Annotated in this window: 16 protein-coding genes; 7 read left to right on the plus strand and 9 right to left on the minus strand. The window is 65.6% G+C overall.

Annotation, left to right across the window (positions count from 1 at the left end):
* Positions 1–133: 133 nt before the first annotated feature.
* The 3 genes from PNI01S_RS17600 to PNI01S_RS17610 all read right to left on the minus strand — a co-directional run bounded on the left by PNI01S_RS17600 (position 134) and on the right by PNI01S_RS17610 (position 2881).
* Positions 134–1246 (minus strand): NADH:flavin oxidoreductase, encoded by a 1113-nt coding sequence (locus tag PNI01S_RS17600; RefSeq protein ID WP_024762684.1) that lies wholly within the window; start codon positions 1244–1246, stop codon positions 134–136.
* A 79-nt stretch (positions 1247–1325) separates the two neighbouring features.
* Positions 1326–1916, minus strand: coding sequence for a TetR/AcrR family transcriptional regulator (locus PNI01S_RS17605; protein ID WP_024762683.1), 591 nt, complete (start codon positions 1914–1916; stop codon positions 1326–1328).
* A gap of 74 nt (positions 1917–1990) precedes the next feature.
* A complete protein-coding gene (locus PNI01S_RS17610) occupies positions 1991–2881 on the minus strand; it encodes a LysR substrate-binding domain-containing protein (protein ID WP_084358777.1) in 891 nt (296 codons plus the stop codon).
* Between the two features lie 107 nt (positions 2882–2988).
* On the opposite strand from PNI01S_RS17610, the gene PNI01S_RS17615 reads away from it, so the two are divergent.
* Positions 2989–3294, plus strand: a complete 306-nt coding sequence (locus PNI01S_RS17615) for a carboxymuconolactone decarboxylase family protein (protein ID WP_084358712.1) — start codon at positions 2989–2991, stop codon at positions 3292–3294.
* Positions 3295–3298: 4 nt separating this feature from the next.
* Positions 3299–3706, plus strand: coding sequence for a tautomerase family protein (locus PNI01S_RS17620; RefSeq protein ID WP_037015090.1), 408 nt, complete (start codon positions 3299–3301; stop codon positions 3704–3706).
* Here the strand turns inward: PNI01S_RS17620 and PNI01S_RS17625 are convergent.
* The 3 genes from PNI01S_RS17625 to PNI01S_RS17635 form a co-directional block, all read right to left on the minus strand.
* The gene (locus PNI01S_RS17625; RefSeq protein WP_084358713.1) at positions 3693–4433 is read right to left on the minus strand and encodes a nitroreductase family protein; all 741 of its coding nucleotides are present in this window, start codon (positions 4431–4433) and stop codon (positions 3693–3695) included. The two genes, PNI01S_RS17620 and PNI01S_RS17625, sit on opposite strands and share 14 nt — an antisense overlap.
* Positions 4434–4545: 112 nt before the next feature.
* On the minus strand, positions 4546–5031 hold the full coding sequence (locus PNI01S_RS17630; RefSeq protein ID WP_037015094.1) for a glutathione peroxidase: 486 nt from the start codon (positions 5029–5031) through the stop codon (positions 4546–4548).
* 220 nt (positions 5032–5251) lie between these two features.
* On the minus strand, positions 5252–5737 hold the full coding sequence (locus tag PNI01S_RS17635) for an FKBP-type peptidyl-prolyl cis-trans isomerase (protein ID WP_037015096.1): 486 nt from the start codon (positions 5735–5737) through the stop codon (positions 5252–5254).
* Here PNI01S_RS17635 and PNI01S_RS17640 point away from each other — a divergent pair.
* From PNI01S_RS17640 to yihG, 4 genes are all read left to right on the plus strand, one after another.
* Positions 5706–6038 (plus strand): DUF3565 domain-containing protein, encoded by a 333-nt coding sequence (locus tag PNI01S_RS17640; RefSeq protein ID WP_164488281.1) that lies wholly within the window; start codon positions 5706–5708, stop codon positions 6036–6038. The two genes, PNI01S_RS17635 and PNI01S_RS17640, sit on opposite strands and share 32 nt — an antisense overlap.
* Before the next feature lie 2 nt (positions 6039–6040).
* Positions 6041–7231 carry an acetate kinase gene (locus PNI01S_RS17645; protein ID WP_024762677.1) on the plus strand — a complete coding sequence of 397 codons (1191 nt, stop codon included), beginning with the start codon at positions 6041–6043 and terminating at the stop codon, positions 7229–7231.
* Positions 7232–7292: 61 nt separating this feature from the next.
* Entirely contained in the window at positions 7293–9419 is a 2127-nt protein-coding gene (gene pta / locus PNI01S_RS17650; RefSeq protein WP_084358714.1) for a phosphate acetyltransferase, read from the plus strand.
* Between the two features lie 81 nt (positions 9420–9500).
* Positions 9501–10412: a 1-acylglycerol-3-phosphate O-acyltransferase, YihG family gene (yihG, locus tag PNI01S_RS17655; protein WP_084358715.1), complete on the plus strand. Its 912-nt coding sequence runs from the start codon at positions 9501–9503 to the stop codon at positions 10410–10412.
* A gap of 64 nt (positions 10413–10476) precedes the next feature.
* Here yihG and PNI01S_RS17660 read toward each other — a convergent pair whose 3' ends face one another.
* The 3 genes from PNI01S_RS17660 to PNI01S_RS17670 form a co-directional block, all read right to left on the minus strand.
* Positions 10477–11187, minus strand: a complete 711-nt coding sequence (locus tag PNI01S_RS17660; RefSeq protein WP_024762674.1) for a YiaD family glycine zipper/OmpA-like lipoprotein — start codon at positions 11185–11187, stop codon at positions 10477–10479.
* An 85-nt stretch (positions 11188–11272) separates the two neighbouring features.
* The gene (locus tag PNI01S_RS17665) at positions 11273–11914 is read right to left on the minus strand and encodes an MBL fold metallo-hydrolase (RefSeq protein WP_024762673.1); all 642 of its coding nucleotides are present in this window, start codon (positions 11912–11914) and stop codon (positions 11273–11275) included.
* A gap of 83 nt (positions 11915–11997) precedes the next feature.
* On the minus strand, positions 11998–13017 hold the full coding sequence (locus PNI01S_RS17670; protein WP_024762672.1) for an AraC family transcriptional regulator: 1020 nt from the start codon (positions 13015–13017) through the stop codon (positions 11998–12000).
* A gap of 121 nt (positions 13018–13138) precedes the next feature.
* Between PNI01S_RS17670 and PNI01S_RS17675 the strand changes: the two genes are divergently transcribed.
* Entirely contained in the window at positions 13139–13978 is an 840-nt protein-coding gene (locus tag PNI01S_RS17675; RefSeq protein WP_024762671.1) for a metal-dependent hydrolase, read from the plus strand.
* Positions 13979–14135 lie beyond the last annotated feature (157 nt).

Genomic DNA, 14135 nt, shown 5'->3' on the forward strand with positions numbered 1-14135 from the left:
TCAGACAATCAATAATCCACCATAAACAAGGCATCGCTGGTAGGAGCGAGGGGGACGCCCTCGTTCCTAGAGAAACGAGAAAGCCCCTGGCACCATCGGTGCCAGGGGCTTTCCTGCATCAGGCGCGGGCGAATCAGGCCAGCGACATCAACGCGTCACGGCTGAACGGTTTGATATCGGCAAGACGACCGTCGCGGACCTTCACTGCCCAGTCCGGGTCGACCAGCAGAGCACGACCGACGGCGACCAGGTCGAACTCCTCCTTGTTCAGACGCTCCAGCAAGCCGTCGATGCCCGACGGCTGGGCGATTTCCTCGGTGTTGCCGAAGAAGGCCAGGAACTCGCTGCCGTCCAGGCCGACGTTACCGACGGTGATGGTCGGCTTGCCGGTGAGCTGGCGGGTCCAGCCGGCGAGGTTGAGGTCGGAGCCTTCGAATTCCGGAATCCAGAAGCGGCGGGTGGAGCAGTGGAAGATGTCCACGCCGGCCTCCGCCAGCGGCTTGAGGAAGGCTTCCAGCTCCTCGGCGGTCTGCACCAGTCGGGCGCTGTAGTCCTGCTGCTTCCACTGGGAGAAACGGAAGATGATCGGGTAGTCGGGGCCGACGGCCGCGCGCACGGCCTGGATCAGCTCGATGGCGAAGCGCGAACGGTTGGCCAGGCTGCCGCCGTATTCGTCAGTGCGCTTGTTGCTGCCGTCCCAGAAGAACTGGTCGATCAGGTAGCCGTGGGCGCCGTGGATTTCCACCCCGTCCATGCCGATGGCCTTGGCGTCGCGAGCGGCCTGGGCGAAGGCGGCGATGACTTCCTGGATGTCTTCCTTGGTCATCTCATGGACCAGCACAGTGCCGTCCTTTTCCTTGCCGCTGGGGCCATAGCCCGGAACGCTGGCGTCCGGCTCGGTACCCAGGCGGCGCACGGCACCGACGTGCCACAGCTGCGGGACGATCTTGCCGCCTTCGGCGTGCACGGCGTCGACCACCTGCTTCCAGCCAGCCAGGGCGTCTTCACCATGGAAGCGCGGCACGTTCGGATAGCCGTTGGCAGCCTTGTGGTTGACCGTGGTGCCCTCAGTGACGATCAGGCCAACGCCGGCAGCAGCGCGACGGCGGTAGTACTCGACGACCTGCGCGTGAGGCACGCCGCCGGGGCTGAAATTGCGGGTCATCGGCGCCATCACGATGCGCGTGGGCAGTTCCAGACCGCCCAGGCGGAACGGCGAGAACAGAGTATCTACGGATGCAGTCATTGAAGTCTCCATGACGGCCAGGCGACCGGTCGTCTCGTTTTTGAGTGGGGCTGAAAAAATGAGTGATGACTCAGGCAGATCAGGCCTGCAGCAAGTGCTCCAGGCGCTCGATAAAGCGTTCCACCGGCTTGAGCGAAGCGCTGACTTTCATGCGCGCCAGCACACCCTGCCAGGCATTGCCGATGAACTCGGCCAGTTGCTCGACGTTCTCCGAGGCGGGCAATTCCCCGGCGCGCTGGGCGTCGGCCAGGCAGTCGCGCAGGGTGTCGATGGACTGCTGGAGGATGCCGTCGACGCGCTCGGCAATGGGCGGCGACAGCTCAGCCATCTCGAAGCTCAGGCTGCCGATGAAGCAGTGGTACTCGAGCTTCTCCTGGCGGGCAAAATGCGCCAGCAGTTCGCGGTAATAGGTGAGGATGCGCGCACGCGGCCCCAGGGCCGGGTTGCCCAGAGCCTCGGCGTAGCGTGCCAGGCGTGGTGCATACAGGTGCTCCAGGGCCTGCAGGGCGAAGTCTTCCTTGCTGTCGAAGTAGTGATAGAAAGAGCCCTTGGGGATGCCGGCGGCCTGGACGATGTCCTGCACGCCGGTGCCGTGGTAGCCGCTGCGGGTCATCGCCAGGGAGCCCTTGGCGAGGATCAGGTCACGCTTGTCGAGTCGGATGCTGTTCATGGCGGCAAGAATATGACCGGTCGTCTCACTTTCGCCAGCATCATTGATCGCAGTGATTTTCCTTCAGAAGCGGATCAGCGAAGCGCCGGGCTTTCCAGCAGCTCCGCCACGCCTTCCTTCAGCAACTCACGCAGGCGCTCCACCACGGCTTCAGGTTCGGCTTCACTGCAATGCAGGCACAGGCCCAGCGGCTCCATGGTCGGCAGCCCGGCGCGCCCGGCATCCAGCCGCTCGACGCCGACCGGCAAGCCGATGGGAGTACGCAGGCCGATCCCCAACCCCGCGCCGACGGCGGCCCAGATGCCGGACAGCCCGGCACTGGTGAAGGCCACGCGCCAAGGCACGCCGGCCCTGTCCAGGGCCGTCGTTGCCGCGCTGCGCAGCAGGCAGGGCGCCTCCAGCATGACCAGCGGCAGCGCTTGGGCAGCGGGAAACAAGGGCGCATCCGGTGCGCCGATCCAGCACTGCGCCACCGCCCCCAGGCGTTCCATGTAGGGCGTGCGCTCACCGGTTTCCCACGCCAGCGCCAGGTCCAGTTCGCCGCTGCGCACCCCTTCGATGAGTTGTTGATTGCGCGAGGTGCGCACCTCGATGCGCACCCTGGGGTGAGCACGGGCGAAGCGCGCGAGCACGGCGGGCAACAGGGTTTCGCCGAAGTCCTCCTGCAGGCCGAGGCGCACCCGGCCTTCCAGCGAACCACCGCGCAACGCGCCGGCGGCTTCGTCGTTCAACTCCAGCAGGCGGCGGGCGTAGGCCAACAGCGTCTCCCCCGCCTCGGTCAGTGCCATGCCGCGTCCTTCGCGGCGCAACACCGGGGTACCGGCCTGCTCTTCCAGCTTCTTCAGCTGCGCGCTGACGGCAGACGTGGAGCGCCCCAGGCGGTCCGCGGCACGGGCGAAGCTGCCCAGCTCGATACCGGTGACGAAGGTACGCAGTACGTCCAGATCGAAGTTGATGCGAGCCATGGCAACCATTCTGATTAATCGAACTATCAGTCAAATATTTCCTGATTTTCAGAACAAACCTGCCGCGCTAGCCTGATTCCGTCAAGCCACAGAAGAGGAACGGCAGCATGTCTCGTCCACCCCAGGTCTCCCCCGCCCTGCAACAGCAGGCACCGAAGCTGGCGCAAATCACCGAGCAGGTGCTGTTCGGGGATGTCTGGCAACGCCCACAGCTGAGTCCGCGCGAGCGCAGCCTGGCAACCGTCGCCGCCCTGATGGTGCAAGGCCGGCAGGAACAACTGCCGTTCCATTTCGAACTGGCCCGCCACAACGGCCTGACCCGCGAGGAGCTGGTCGAGCTGATCACCCACCTGGCCTTCTACGGCGGCTGGCCGACGGCCGCTTCCGCTCTCAACCGTCTCGACGAGGAGTGACATCATGCCCACCGTCCGCATCTCCCTGCGCAAAGGCAAGCAACCGCAGTACCTGCGCCAGCTGGCCGACACCGTGTACGACGCCATGCACGAGGCTTTCAACGTCCCGGAAGGTGACCAGTTCGTGATGATCCACCAGCATGAAGCGGAGGAATTCGTCTACAACCGCGACTACCTCGGCGGCCCGCGCAGCGACGACTTCGTCCTCATCGCCATCACCATCGGCCGGCCGCGCGACTCGCAGACCAAACAGGCGTTCTACCGGCGATTGAACGCGCTGTTGGGCGAGCGACTGGGAATCGCCAGCGAGGACGTGATGGTGCAGATCACCACCAGCGAGGCGGACGACTGGTCCTTCGGCGGCGGGCGCATGGGCGTGCTGACGCGCCCCGATGCGGTCAGTGCCAGCTGACGCGCTGCTCCAGCGGGAAGCGCAGGCGCGGGTTGTAGACGCCGTTGTCCGCAGCCCGCCCTGCCGCCAGCAGCATGATCGGCACCGCGCGGCGGGGAATCAGCAGCACCTTGCGTAACCGCACTTCATCGAAGCCCTCCATGGGGCAACTGGCGAAGCCGTGGCTCTGCAGGGCGAGCATCAGGTTCTGCGCCGCCAGCGCGGTGGATTTCACCGCCCACAGGCGCATTTCGGCGTGGCTGTTGGGCTGCCGCATCAGGGCACGGCGCAACCCGACGACCGAATACAGCGCGCGCTTGAACAGCCCGCGCAAGCCTAATGCGCCCTGGTCGTACTGGAAAGGCGCGGTGCGCTCATAGAAGCGCCGGACCTTCTCCGGCACCTGCGGTTCGGGCCATTGCTCGAGGATGTCGGCGCAGGACTCGCGCCAGGTATCCGGCCGCGCCAGCACGGCGATCAGCACCGGCGCCGTGCGCGCTGCGTTCTGCCCCAGGCAGACCGGCACCAGTTGGCGCCGCAGCTGGGCATCGCGGATCACCTGGAAACTCCAGGGCTGCAGGTTGCAGGCATTGGGAGCGAGCACCGCCAGCTCCAGGCAATCGCGCAGCACGGCATCGGGCACAGGCTCGTCGAGGAAGCGACGAACCGAACGACGCTGCTCGATCAAGGCGCGCAGGGCATCAGGCGTGGCAGGCAAGCAGGCGGACTCGGCGGCGAAACGGCTCATGGCGGGCTCCGGAAGCAGGTCGCCCGATTAAGCCGCCGCGCGCTGCGCGAAACAACGTAAAGGAAGAAATGCCAGCGGGAATGGCGCAAGCGCCCTCTCCCGCCGGCAGCGGTCAGGCGCCCAGCGCCTTCTCGATAGCCTGGACCAGCGCCGGATCATCCGGTGCGGTGCGCGGGCTGAAGCGCGCCAGCACGCGGCCGTCCGGACCGAGCAGGAACTTCTCGAAGTTCCAGGTAATGTCGCCGGGGAACTCGGCGCCCTCGCCCGCCAGCAGGCGGTACAGCGGATGACGTTCCGAGCCGTTGACGTCCAGCTTGCCCGACATGGGGAAGCTGACCCCATAGTTCAGCGAGCAGAACGACTGGATCTCGGATTCGCTGCCCGGCTCCTGCCCGGCGAACTGGTTGCAAGGCAGCCCCAGTACCACGAACCCCTGATCCTTGTATTGCTGGTAGAGCTTCTCCAGACCGGCGTACTGCGGAGTCAGGCCGCACTTCGAGGCGACGTTGACCACCAGCACGACCTTGCCCTTGAGCGGGGCCAGCGGCAGATCCTGGCCGTCGAGACCATGCAGCGTCAGATCGTGAAAAGCGCTCATTGCTTGCTCCTTGAAGAAGTAGGCACGAAGTGCCCGCGCAGGGGCGGACAATGTGTCCGACGTGCTGCGCAATCCCAGTCGATGCGGGAAAAATGCCCTGGCATTCTTTGCAGTTGAAGCCGATTGCATGAGAAAGGCGCCCGAAGGCGCCTTTCCCGATTGAGCTTAGCAGCTCAATGATGGCTCCACCCGATCTCGATGAGCGACCGGGTGGCAGCGATCAGTGGTGATGACCACCTTCGCCGTGGACGTGGCCGTGGGCGACTTCTTCAGCCGAAGCGTCACGGATGTCGACCACTTTCACCTTGAAGTTCAGGCGCTGGCCGGCCAGCGGGTGGTTGCCGTCGACAGTCACGTCATCGCCGTCGATGTCGCGGATGGTGACGATCTGCATGCCGCCGTCCGGAGCGGAGGCGTGGAACTGCATGCCGACTTCCAGCTCGTCCACGCCTTCGAACATCTCGCGGGTCAGGGTGGCGACCAGTTCGGCGCTGTACTCGCCATAGGCCTCGGCCGGCTCGACGGTCACGTCCAGTTCATCACCGACCTGCTTGCCTTCGAGGGCTTTTTCCAGGCCGCCAATGATGTTGTGGGCACCGTGCAGGTAGACCAGCGGAGCGCCGCCGGCGGAGCTGTCGATGACCTCACCTGCGTCGTTGGTCAGGGTATAGTCGATGGAAACCGCCTTGTTGGCCGCGATCTGCATGGTTCGAAACCTATCTGATATAGAAGTTGAGCGCGTAAGTTTACGCGGCGACGCCCCCGAATGCGACCCGAAGACGGACGGACGGGACAACGCGGGGCCACCGCGCCTGCTTGACTTTCATCAGGACGAAGACGGCCACTGGGTGGCAGTCTTGTCCTGCGGCCACACCCAGCACCTGCGCCACCAGCCGCCCTGGCAGTCACGGCCCTGGGTGCTGGATCCGCAGCAACGCAAGGCGCAGATCGGCCGCTGGTTCCCCTGCGGCTGGTGCGCCAAGGATTCCGACAGCAACAAGGAGTAGGCATGCCGGCTCGCAATATCCTGGTGATCAACTGCGGCAGTTCTTCGATCAAGTTCGCTCTGGTTCGAGAAGGGCGCGAAGACTTCATCCTCCACGGCCTGGCCGAGCGCCTCGGCTCCAACGGCGCCAGCCTGCGCTGGCAGGGCGAGACCGACGAGCAGCCGCAGACCCTGGAGCTGCCCGGTGGCGACCACAAGGCCGCCCTCGCCCGCCTGCTGCCGCTGGTGGCCCAGGCTGCGCAGGGCGAGTTGCACGCCATCGGCCACCGCGTGGTACACGGCGGCGAGCGCTTCACCCAGGCCTCGCGCCTGACCGATGAAGTGCTCAGCGCCATCCGCGAGACCTCGCCCCTGGCGCCGCTACACAACCCGGCCAACCTGGTGGGCATCGACGCCGCCATGGCGCTCTACCCGGCCCTCCCGCACATCGCCGTGTTCGATACCGCCTTCCACCAGAGCCTGCCCGAGCGCGCCTACCGCTACGCCATCCCCGAGCCGCTGTACCGCGAGCAGCACGTACGCCGCTACGGCTTCCACGGCACCAGCCACCGCTATGTCAGCCACAAGGCGGCCGAGATGAGCGGGCTGGCGGTGGGCGACAGCTACTGGCTGTCCGCGCACCTGGGCAACGGCAGCTCCACCTGCGCCATCGCCAACGGCCAGAGCCGCGACACCAGCATGGGCCTGACCCCGCTGGAAGGCCTGATGATGGGGACCCGCTCGGGCGACGTCGACCCGAACCTGCACAGCCACCTGGCGCGCACCCTGGGCTGGAGCCTGGAAAAGATCGACCACATGCTCAACCACGACAGCGGCCTGCTCGGCCTGTCGGGGCTGTCCAACGACATGCGCACCCTGGAGCATGCCCGCGAGCAGGGCCACGCCAATGCGGCACTGGCCATCGAAGTATTCTGTTACCGATTGGCCAAGTCGCTGGCCTCGCTGACCTGTGCGCTGCCGCGGCTGGACGGCATCATCTTCACCGGCGGCATCGGCGAGAACTCCGCGCTGGTGCGCAACCTCACGGTCAAGCACCTGCACGTGCTCAACCTCGAACTCGACGGCGAGGCCAACGCCCGCTGCGTGCGCGGCGTCGGCGGGCCGATCCACCTCGCCGGGCACCCGCGCGTGCTGGTCATCCCGACCAATGAGGAAAAGCAGATCGCACTCGACACCCTGGCTGTCCTCGACTGAAGATTCATCGGTTGCGCCCCACAAGGGCACAGACCATTCCCGCACGGCTTAAGGAGCCCGGATGCACACCTTCTTTCTCGCGCCGACCGGTTTCGGTGTCGGCCTGACGTCCACCAGCCTGGGCCTGATCCGCGCCCTGCAACGCGCCGGTCTGAAGGTCGGCTTCTTCAAGCCCATCGCCCAGCCCCATGCAGGGGACGATGGCCCCGAGCGCTCCAGCGAACTGGTCGCGCGCACCCACGGACTCAACGCCCCAACGCCGCTGTCGCTGGCAAAAGTCGAGCGCATGCTCGGCGACGGCCTGCTCGACGAACTGCTCGAAGACATCGTCGGCATGTACAACAACGCCGCTGCGGACAAGGACGTGATGATCGTCGAAGGCATGGTGCCGACCAAGCACGCCAGCTACGCCGCACGCATCAACGCGCACCTGGCGCGCAGCGTGGATGCCGAAGTGATCCTCGTCTCCGCGCCGGACAACGAAACCGTGAGCGAGCTGTCCGACCGCATCGAGATTCTTGCCCAGCTGTTCGGCGGCCCGCGCGACCCGCACCTGGCCGGCCTGATCGTGAACAAGGTGCGCGGCGGCGAGAGCGACGACATGCCGCGCGACGCCGTGGAAGCCGCGCGGCTGTTCGGCGAGCGCCTGAAGGAACACTCCCCGCTGCTGCGCGACGGCGATGTGCGCCTGCTCGGCTGCATCCCCTGGCAGGACGAGATGAACGCCCCGCGCACCCGCGATGTCGCCGACCTGCTGGATGCCAGCGTGCTCAACGCCGGCGACTACGAACAACGCCGCGTGCAGAAGATCATCCTCTGCGCACCCTCCGCGCCGAATACCGTGCACCTGCTCAAGCCCGGCGTGCTGGTGGTGGTGCCGGGCGATCGCGACGACATCATCCTCGCCGCCTGCCTCGCCGCCATGAACGGCGTGCCCCTGGCCGGCCTGCTGCTGTGCTCGGGCCTGGCGCCGGACGCGCGGGTCATGGAGCTGTGCCGCAGTGCGTTGCAGAGCGGCCTGCCGGTGCTGACGGTGAAGACCGGCTCGTTCGACACCGCCGGCGACCTGTCGCGGATGAACAAGGAAATTCCGGTGGACGATCGCGAGCGCGCCGAGCGCGTTACCGAATTCGTCGCCGAACACATCGATTTCGAGTGGCTGAAGGACCGCTGCGGCGCTCCCCACGAGCTGCGTCTGTCACCACCGGTATTCCGCTACCAACTGACCCAGCGCGCCAACCGCGCCGACAAGCGCATCGTCCTGCCCGAAGGCAGCGAGCCGCGTACCGTGCAGGCCGCCGCCATCTGCCATGCCCGCGGCATTGCGCGCTGCGTGCTGCTGGCCAAGCCCGACGATGTGCAGGCCGTGGCGCAGATGCTGGGCATCGTGCTGCCCGAGGACCTGGAAGTGGTCGACCCGGACCTGGTACGCAGCCGCTACGTCGAACCCATGGTCGAGCTGCGCAAGGGCAAGAGCCTGAACGCGCCGATGGCCGAGCAGCAACTGGAAGACAACGTCGTGCTGGGTACCATGATGCTCGCTCTGGACGAAGTGGACGGGCTGGTCTCCGGCGCCATCCACACCACCGCCAACACCATCCGCCCCGCCCTGCAGCTGATCAAGACGGCGCCGGGCTACAACCTGGTGTCCTCGGTGTTCTTCATGCTGCTGCCCGACCAGGTGGTGGTCTATGGCGACTGCGCGGTGAATCCCGATCCTTCGGCCAGTGACCTGGCGGAGATTGCCCTGCAGAGTGCCGCCTCGGCGCAATCCTTCGGCATCACCCCGCGCGTGGCGATGATCAGCTACTCCACGGGTGACTCCGGAACCGGCGCAGATGTCGATAAAGTCCGCGAAGCGACACGCATCGCGCAGGAAAAACGCCCCGATCTGTTGATCGACGGCCCCTTGCAGTATGATGCCGCCGCCATCGCCAGCGTGGGCCGCCAGAAGGCACCTGACAGCCCGGTGGCCGGACGCGCCAACGTGTTCGTGTTCCCCGACCTGAACACCGGGAACACCACCTACAAGGCGGTCCAGCGCAGCGCCGACTGCGTCAGTATCGGGCCGATGCTGCAGGGCCTGCGCAAACCGGTGAACGACCTGTCACGCGGGGCGCTGGTGGACGACATCGTCTATACCATCGCGCTGACGGCGATCCAGGCGGACAGCGGCAAGGACGGCTGATAATCCAGGCACTAGGGATGTGCCCGTGAACGCATCACGCGCCCGGCCAACCGGGCGCCTACGTACAAGGACCATTCCTCGATGTTGAGTTTTCTCCCGCACACACTGCGCGGCATTCTCGCCACCCTGATCCTGGTGGTGAGCACACTGTGCTGGTGCATTCCGCTGCTCTCCATGTCCATCGTCAAGCTGCTGCTGCCCTTCGCCGCCGCGCAGCGGGTGTGCAGCAAGATCATGAGCCTGATCGCCGAAGGCTGGATCGCCTGCAACAAAGGCTGGATGAACCTGGTCCGCCGTACCGGCTGGAACGTGCAGGGCCTGCAGGGGCTGGAGTACGACCACTCGTATCTGGTGACCAGCAACCACCAGAGCTGGGTCGATATCCTCGTGCTGCAGTACCAGCTCAACCGCCGCATTCCACTGCTGCGCTTCTTCCTCAAGCAGGAGCTGATCTGGGTTCCGGTGATCGGCCTGTGCTGGTGGGCGCTCGACTTCCCCTTCATGAAGCGCTACACCAAGGCGTACCTCGCCAAGCACCCGGAAAAGAAAGGCAAGGACCTGGAAACCACCCGCAAGGCGTGCGCCAAGTTCAGCCGCATTCCCGTGGCGATCTTCAACTTCCTCGAAGGCACCCGCTTCACCCCGGAAAAGCATGACGAGCAGGCCTCTCCGTTCAGGCACCTGCTCAAGCCCAAGGCCGGCGGCATCGCCTTCGTCCTCGACGCCATGGGCGAACAGCTGCGCACCCTGGTGAATGTCACCATTCATTATCCCGACGGCCGCCCGACCTTCTGGTGTCTGCTGTCCGGCCGCCTGCGCTCGGTGGTGGTGCGTTTCGAAGAGATGGAAATTCCCCGCCAGTTCGTCGGCAGGAGCTACGACCAGGACGAAGGCTATCGCGCCGAGTTCCAGCTGTGGGTGAACCAGCTGTGGGAGCGCAAGGACCAGTTACTGGCCCAGTTGCACCGGGAGTTCCCGGCCGCCAAGGCTTGACCCAGCGTCGGTCACGCTACAACGAAAAAGCCCGCCAATCGGCGGGCTTTTTCATGGGCGCTGCTTACTGCTGGTACTGCTGGGTCTGCGCCCCCGGCAGGGCCTTCAGGTTCACTTCCACGCGGCGGTTCTGGGCGCGGCCATTGGCGTCGGCGTTGGACGCAATCGGTTGGTCCGGGCCCATGCCACGGGTGCTGACGCGGGTGCCGTCGACGCCCTGGGAGGTCAGGTAGGTCGCAACCGACTGCGCACGGCGCTGGGACAGGTCCATGTTGTGCTGGCGGCTGCCGGTGCTGTCGGTGTAGCCGACGATCTCGATGCTGTTCTGGTTGAACTCCTTGAAGGAGTTGGCCAGGTTGTTCAGCGGGGTATAGAAGGACGGCGCGATATTCGCCGAGTCGGTGGCGAAGGTGATGTTGCCCGGCATGATCAGCTTGATGTCGTCACCCTGACGCTCGACCTGCACGCCGGTGCCCTGCATCTGCTGGCGCAGCTTGGCTTCCTGCTTGTCGGCGTAGTAGCCGTAGCCCGCCGCCGCGGCGCCCACGGCGGCGGCGCCGATCAGCGCGCCTTTGCCACGGTTGTTGTGGTCGATGGCGGCACCGGCGATGGCACCGGCCAGAGCACCCAGCCCACCGTACTTGGCGGTCTTGCTCACTCCGCCTTCGGCCGGAACCTGGGTGTTGGGATCATAGGGGTTCTGGGAGGCGCAACCGGCCATGAGGGCAAAGGCGGTGGCAGCCGCGACCATGGACAGACTACGTGCGGTGAACATGTCGGATGACTCCTCGAATTAGCGAAACACCCAGTAGCGGGCGGCAGTTTAGAGCTTAGGTCGTGCAAATAATTCCGTAGCAACCTTAAGCACGGATGAAGGGATTCTCCCGCATCTCGTCGCCCAGGTTGGTATCCGGACCGTGGCCAGTAACCACGGTGGCTTCTTCGTCCAGGGAATAGAGACGCTCGCGGATCGAACGCTCGATAGTGGCGTAATCGCCACCCCACAGGTCGGTGCGGCCGATGCTGCGGCGGAACAGCGTGTCGCCGGCGATCAGCAGCTTGTCCTTCGGGAACCAGAAACTCATGGAGCCCGGCGTGTGCCCCGGCGTATGCAGCGCCACGCCGCAGCCGCAGGCCAGTTCCTCGTCGTCGGCCAGCCATTGGTCCGGCGACGGCACCGGCGTATAGGGCACGCCGAACATGCGGCACTGCATTTCCAGGTTGTCCCAGAGGAACTGGTCGTCCTTGTGCAGGTGCAGGGTCGCGCCGGTCTTTTCCTTCATCTGCCCGGAGGCGAGGAAGTGATCCAGGTGCGCATGGGTATGGATGATGCTGACCACCTTGAGCCCCAGTGCGTCGAGACGTTGCAGGATGAGCTCGTGGTTGCCACCCGGATCGACGACGATGGCCTTCTTCGTCACGGGATCACCGATGATGGTGCAGTTGCACTGCAAGGGGCCGACAGGGAAGGTTTCGCGGATCAGGGCAGGCTGTTCGCTCATCAAGGGCTCGCTGGGTGGCGGAAGTACACGACGCCCATTTTCGCTGATTCCCCCTGCCCTGGCGAGCCGGCCCGGTCGACGGTTCAGTCGCCCTGGCGGTAATCCGTGGGCAGCTTGCCGGTCCACTTGCGGAACGCCCGGCGGAAGTTCGACGGATCGTTGAAGCCCAGCAACAGCGCGATTTCGTAGAGCGGCAAGTGGGTCGTGGTGAGGTATTGCAGGGCCAGGCGCTTGCGCACGTCGTCGAGCACTTCCTGGTAGGTGGTACCCAGGTTCGAAAGATGTCGACGCAGGCTGCGGCCACTGGTGTGCAGGTCCGCCGCCACCGCCTCCAGGTCGGGAAACTCGCCGGGGCGCGCCAGCAGCAGGCGGCGGATGCGGGTCAGCAGGCCTTCCTGCACGTCCAGCGTGGCCAGCAGCGCCTCGCACTGCTGCTCGCACATCTGCACCGTGGCCGGGTTGGCCAGCGCCATGGGCCGCGCCAGGTATTCGCTGGGCAGGCCGATGAAGTGGAACGGCTGGTCGAACAGCACTTCGCCGCCGAATACCTCGGCGTAGCGCTCGGCGTAGTCCGGCTCGGCATGGGCGAAGCCAACACTGACGCCCTGCAGCGGCTCGCCCACCAGGAAGCGGGCGATGGTGTGCAGGCTGGTCATCAGACCCTCGGCGGCGAAGCGGCTCGTCGGCCCGAGGGGAATCGACTCGCTGGCCCGCAGGTAGGACACGCCGCCGTCTTCCACCATCTCCAGATCGTAGGCCAGGCCCAGCACGCGGTAGTACTTCAGGGCGAAGGCGATGGCACGCTCGAGATTGGCGCTGGACAGCACGGCGTAGCCGAGGATGCCGTGGGTGGAGACGTTCAGCCGTTGCCCCAGCAGCAGGCCGAAGGCGGGTTCGTTGCAGTGCGCCAGGGCGGCGCTGGACAACTGATGGAAATCGACGAAGGACAACCGACCGTTGGGGCTCTGCAGTACTTCGGGGCGCACGCGGGCCAGCTCGAACAGTCGCGCGCGCGGCACGCCAAGCTCTTCGGCAAGGTCCAGGAGCGCCTGCGCATAGGCGACCGGCACCAGTTCGGCGGTGAAATTGAGCGGTTGCTTCATCGTTCTTCTTATGTTGACCGCTGGCCGGATATGACCGGAAAGTTGGCAGACAATAACCTTGTGACGCTTCCGCTACAAGCCCAGAGTAATGACCATGGACAACCACCACACTGGAGCCGCCATGGCCAGCACCACCCCCGCAGGACTGGAGATCAAGCCCCGGCACATGGACTTCGACCTGCCCGATCCGCTGCCGCGTCACTGGCACGGCGGAGACGCTTTCAAGTCCCACCTGTTCGACGCCATGTCGGTACTCTTCCCCGACGGCGAGCGCTTCTTCATCGACTCGGTGCGGCAGTTCCGCGACCAGATCAGCGACCCGGTGCTGAAAGAGCAGATCCGCGGCTTCATCGGCCAGGAAGGTCACCACAGCCGCGAGCACCTGACCTACAGCCAGCGCCTGCGCGACCTGGGCTACGACGTCACCGCCATCGAGAAACGCGCCCAGGCGCGCATCCGCTTCACCCAGAAGAAGTTCCCTGCCAAGCGCCAGTTGGCCGCGACCGCAGCGCTGGAACACATCACCGCGATCATGGCCAACGGGCTGCTGACCGACCCGCGCACCATGGAAGGTGCCGACCCGGTGATGCAGCGCCTGTGGCGCTGGCACGCACTGGAAGAAACCGAGCACAAGGCGGTGGCCTTCGACGTCTACAACCAGGTCTGCGGCAGCCGCAAGCTGCTGCGCCGGGCGATGCGCATGGCGACCTTCTTCTTCGTGCTGGATACCTTCCGCGGCCTGGTGCACATGCTCAAGGTGGACGGCCTGCTGTGGAATTGGCGCGTCTGGCGCGACGGCATCAAGTGGACTTGGGGCAAGCACGGCGTGTTCCGCCCGCTGCTGCGCGAGTACCTGGATTTCTTCAAGTCCGACTTCCATCCATGGCAGCACAACAACCTCGATGTGCTTTACGAGGTGCGCAAGGAATACGACCCACAGCCGCTGGCACACGCTGGCTGATCCGCGCCTCGCTTCGAACACCGCCCCGCCCTGTCGGGGCGGTGTCGTTTGCGGACCTCTGTGGGAGCGAGCTTGCTCGCGAAGCTCTTCACTCGGCTGGAGAATCTGGCGCTCATGCGGTTCGCGAGCAAAGTCGCTCCTACAAAAAGCCGTTAGA

It is taken from the genome of Pseudomonas nitroreducens NBRC 12694, from assembly GCF_002091755.1.
GTDB classification, from domain to species: Bacteria; Pseudomonadota; Gammaproteobacteria; order Pseudomonadales; family Pseudomonadaceae; genus Pseudomonas; species Pseudomonas nitroreducens.

What these genes read in the sequence shown, in the direction of transcription:
- PNI01S_RS17660 (WP_024762674.1), bottom strand. Translation starts at nt 11,187, where the DNA reads ATGTTCACCGCACGTAGTCTGTCCATGGTCGCGGCTGCCACCGCCTTT.
- PNI01S_RS17665 (WP_024762673.1), bottom strand. Translation starts at nt 11,914, where the DNA reads ATGAGCGAACAGCCTGCCCTGATCCGCGAAACCTTCCCTGTCGGCCCC.
- PNI01S_RS17615 (WP_084358712.1), top strand. Translation starts at nt 2,989, where the DNA reads ATGTCTCGTCCACCCCAGGTCTCCCCCGCCCTGCAACAGCAGGCACCG.
- PNI01S_RS17630 (WP_037015094.1), bottom strand. Translation starts at nt 5,031, where the DNA reads ATGAGCGCTTTTCACGATCTGACGCTGCATGGTCTCGACGGCCAGGAT.
- PNI01S_RS17600 (WP_024762684.1), bottom strand. Translation starts at nt 1,246, where the DNA reads ATGACTGCATCCGTAGATACTCTGTTCTCGCCGTTCCGCCTGGGCGGT.
- PNI01S_RS17625 (WP_084358713.1), bottom strand. Translation starts at nt 4,433, where the DNA reads ATGAGCCGTTTCGCCGCCGAGTCCGCCTGCTTGCCTGCCACGCCTGAT.
- pta (WP_084358714.1), top strand. Translation starts at nt 7,293, where the DNA reads ATGCACACCTTCTTTCTCGCGCCGACCGGTTTCGGTGTCGGCCTGACG.
- PNI01S_RS17605 (WP_024762683.1), bottom strand. Translation starts at nt 1,916, where the DNA reads ATGAACAGCATCCGACTCGACAAGCGTGACCTGATCCTCGCCAAGGGC.
- PNI01S_RS17610 (WP_084358777.1), bottom strand. Translation starts at nt 2,881, where the DNA reads ATGGCTCGCATCAACTTCGATCTGGACGTACTGCGTACCTTCGTCACC.
- yihG (WP_084358715.1), top strand. Translation starts at nt 9,501, where the DNA reads ATGTTGAGTTTTCTCCCGCACACACTGCGCGGCATTCTCGCCACCCTG.
- PNI01S_RS17635 (WP_037015096.1), bottom strand. Translation starts at nt 5,737, where the DNA reads ATGCAGATCGCGGCCAACAAGGCGGTTTCCATCGACTATACCCTGACC.
- PNI01S_RS17640 (WP_164488281.1), top strand. Translation starts at nt 5,706, where the DNA reads ATGGAAACCGCCTTGTTGGCCGCGATCTGCATGGTTCGAAACCTATCT.
- PNI01S_RS17645 (WP_024762677.1), top strand. Translation starts at nt 6,041, where the DNA reads ATGCCGGCTCGCAATATCCTGGTGATCAACTGCGGCAGTTCTTCGATC.
- PNI01S_RS17670 (WP_024762672.1), bottom strand. Translation starts at nt 13,017, where the DNA reads ATGAAGCAACCGCTCAATTTCACCGCCGAACTGGTGCCGGTCGCCTAT.
- PNI01S_RS17620 (WP_037015090.1), top strand. Translation starts at nt 3,299, where the DNA reads ATGCCCACCGTCCGCATCTCCCTGCGCAAAGGCAAGCAACCGCAGTAC.
- PNI01S_RS17675 (WP_024762671.1), top strand. Translation starts at nt 13,139, where the DNA reads ATGGCCAGCACCACCCCCGCAGGACTGGAGATCAAGCCCCGGCACATG.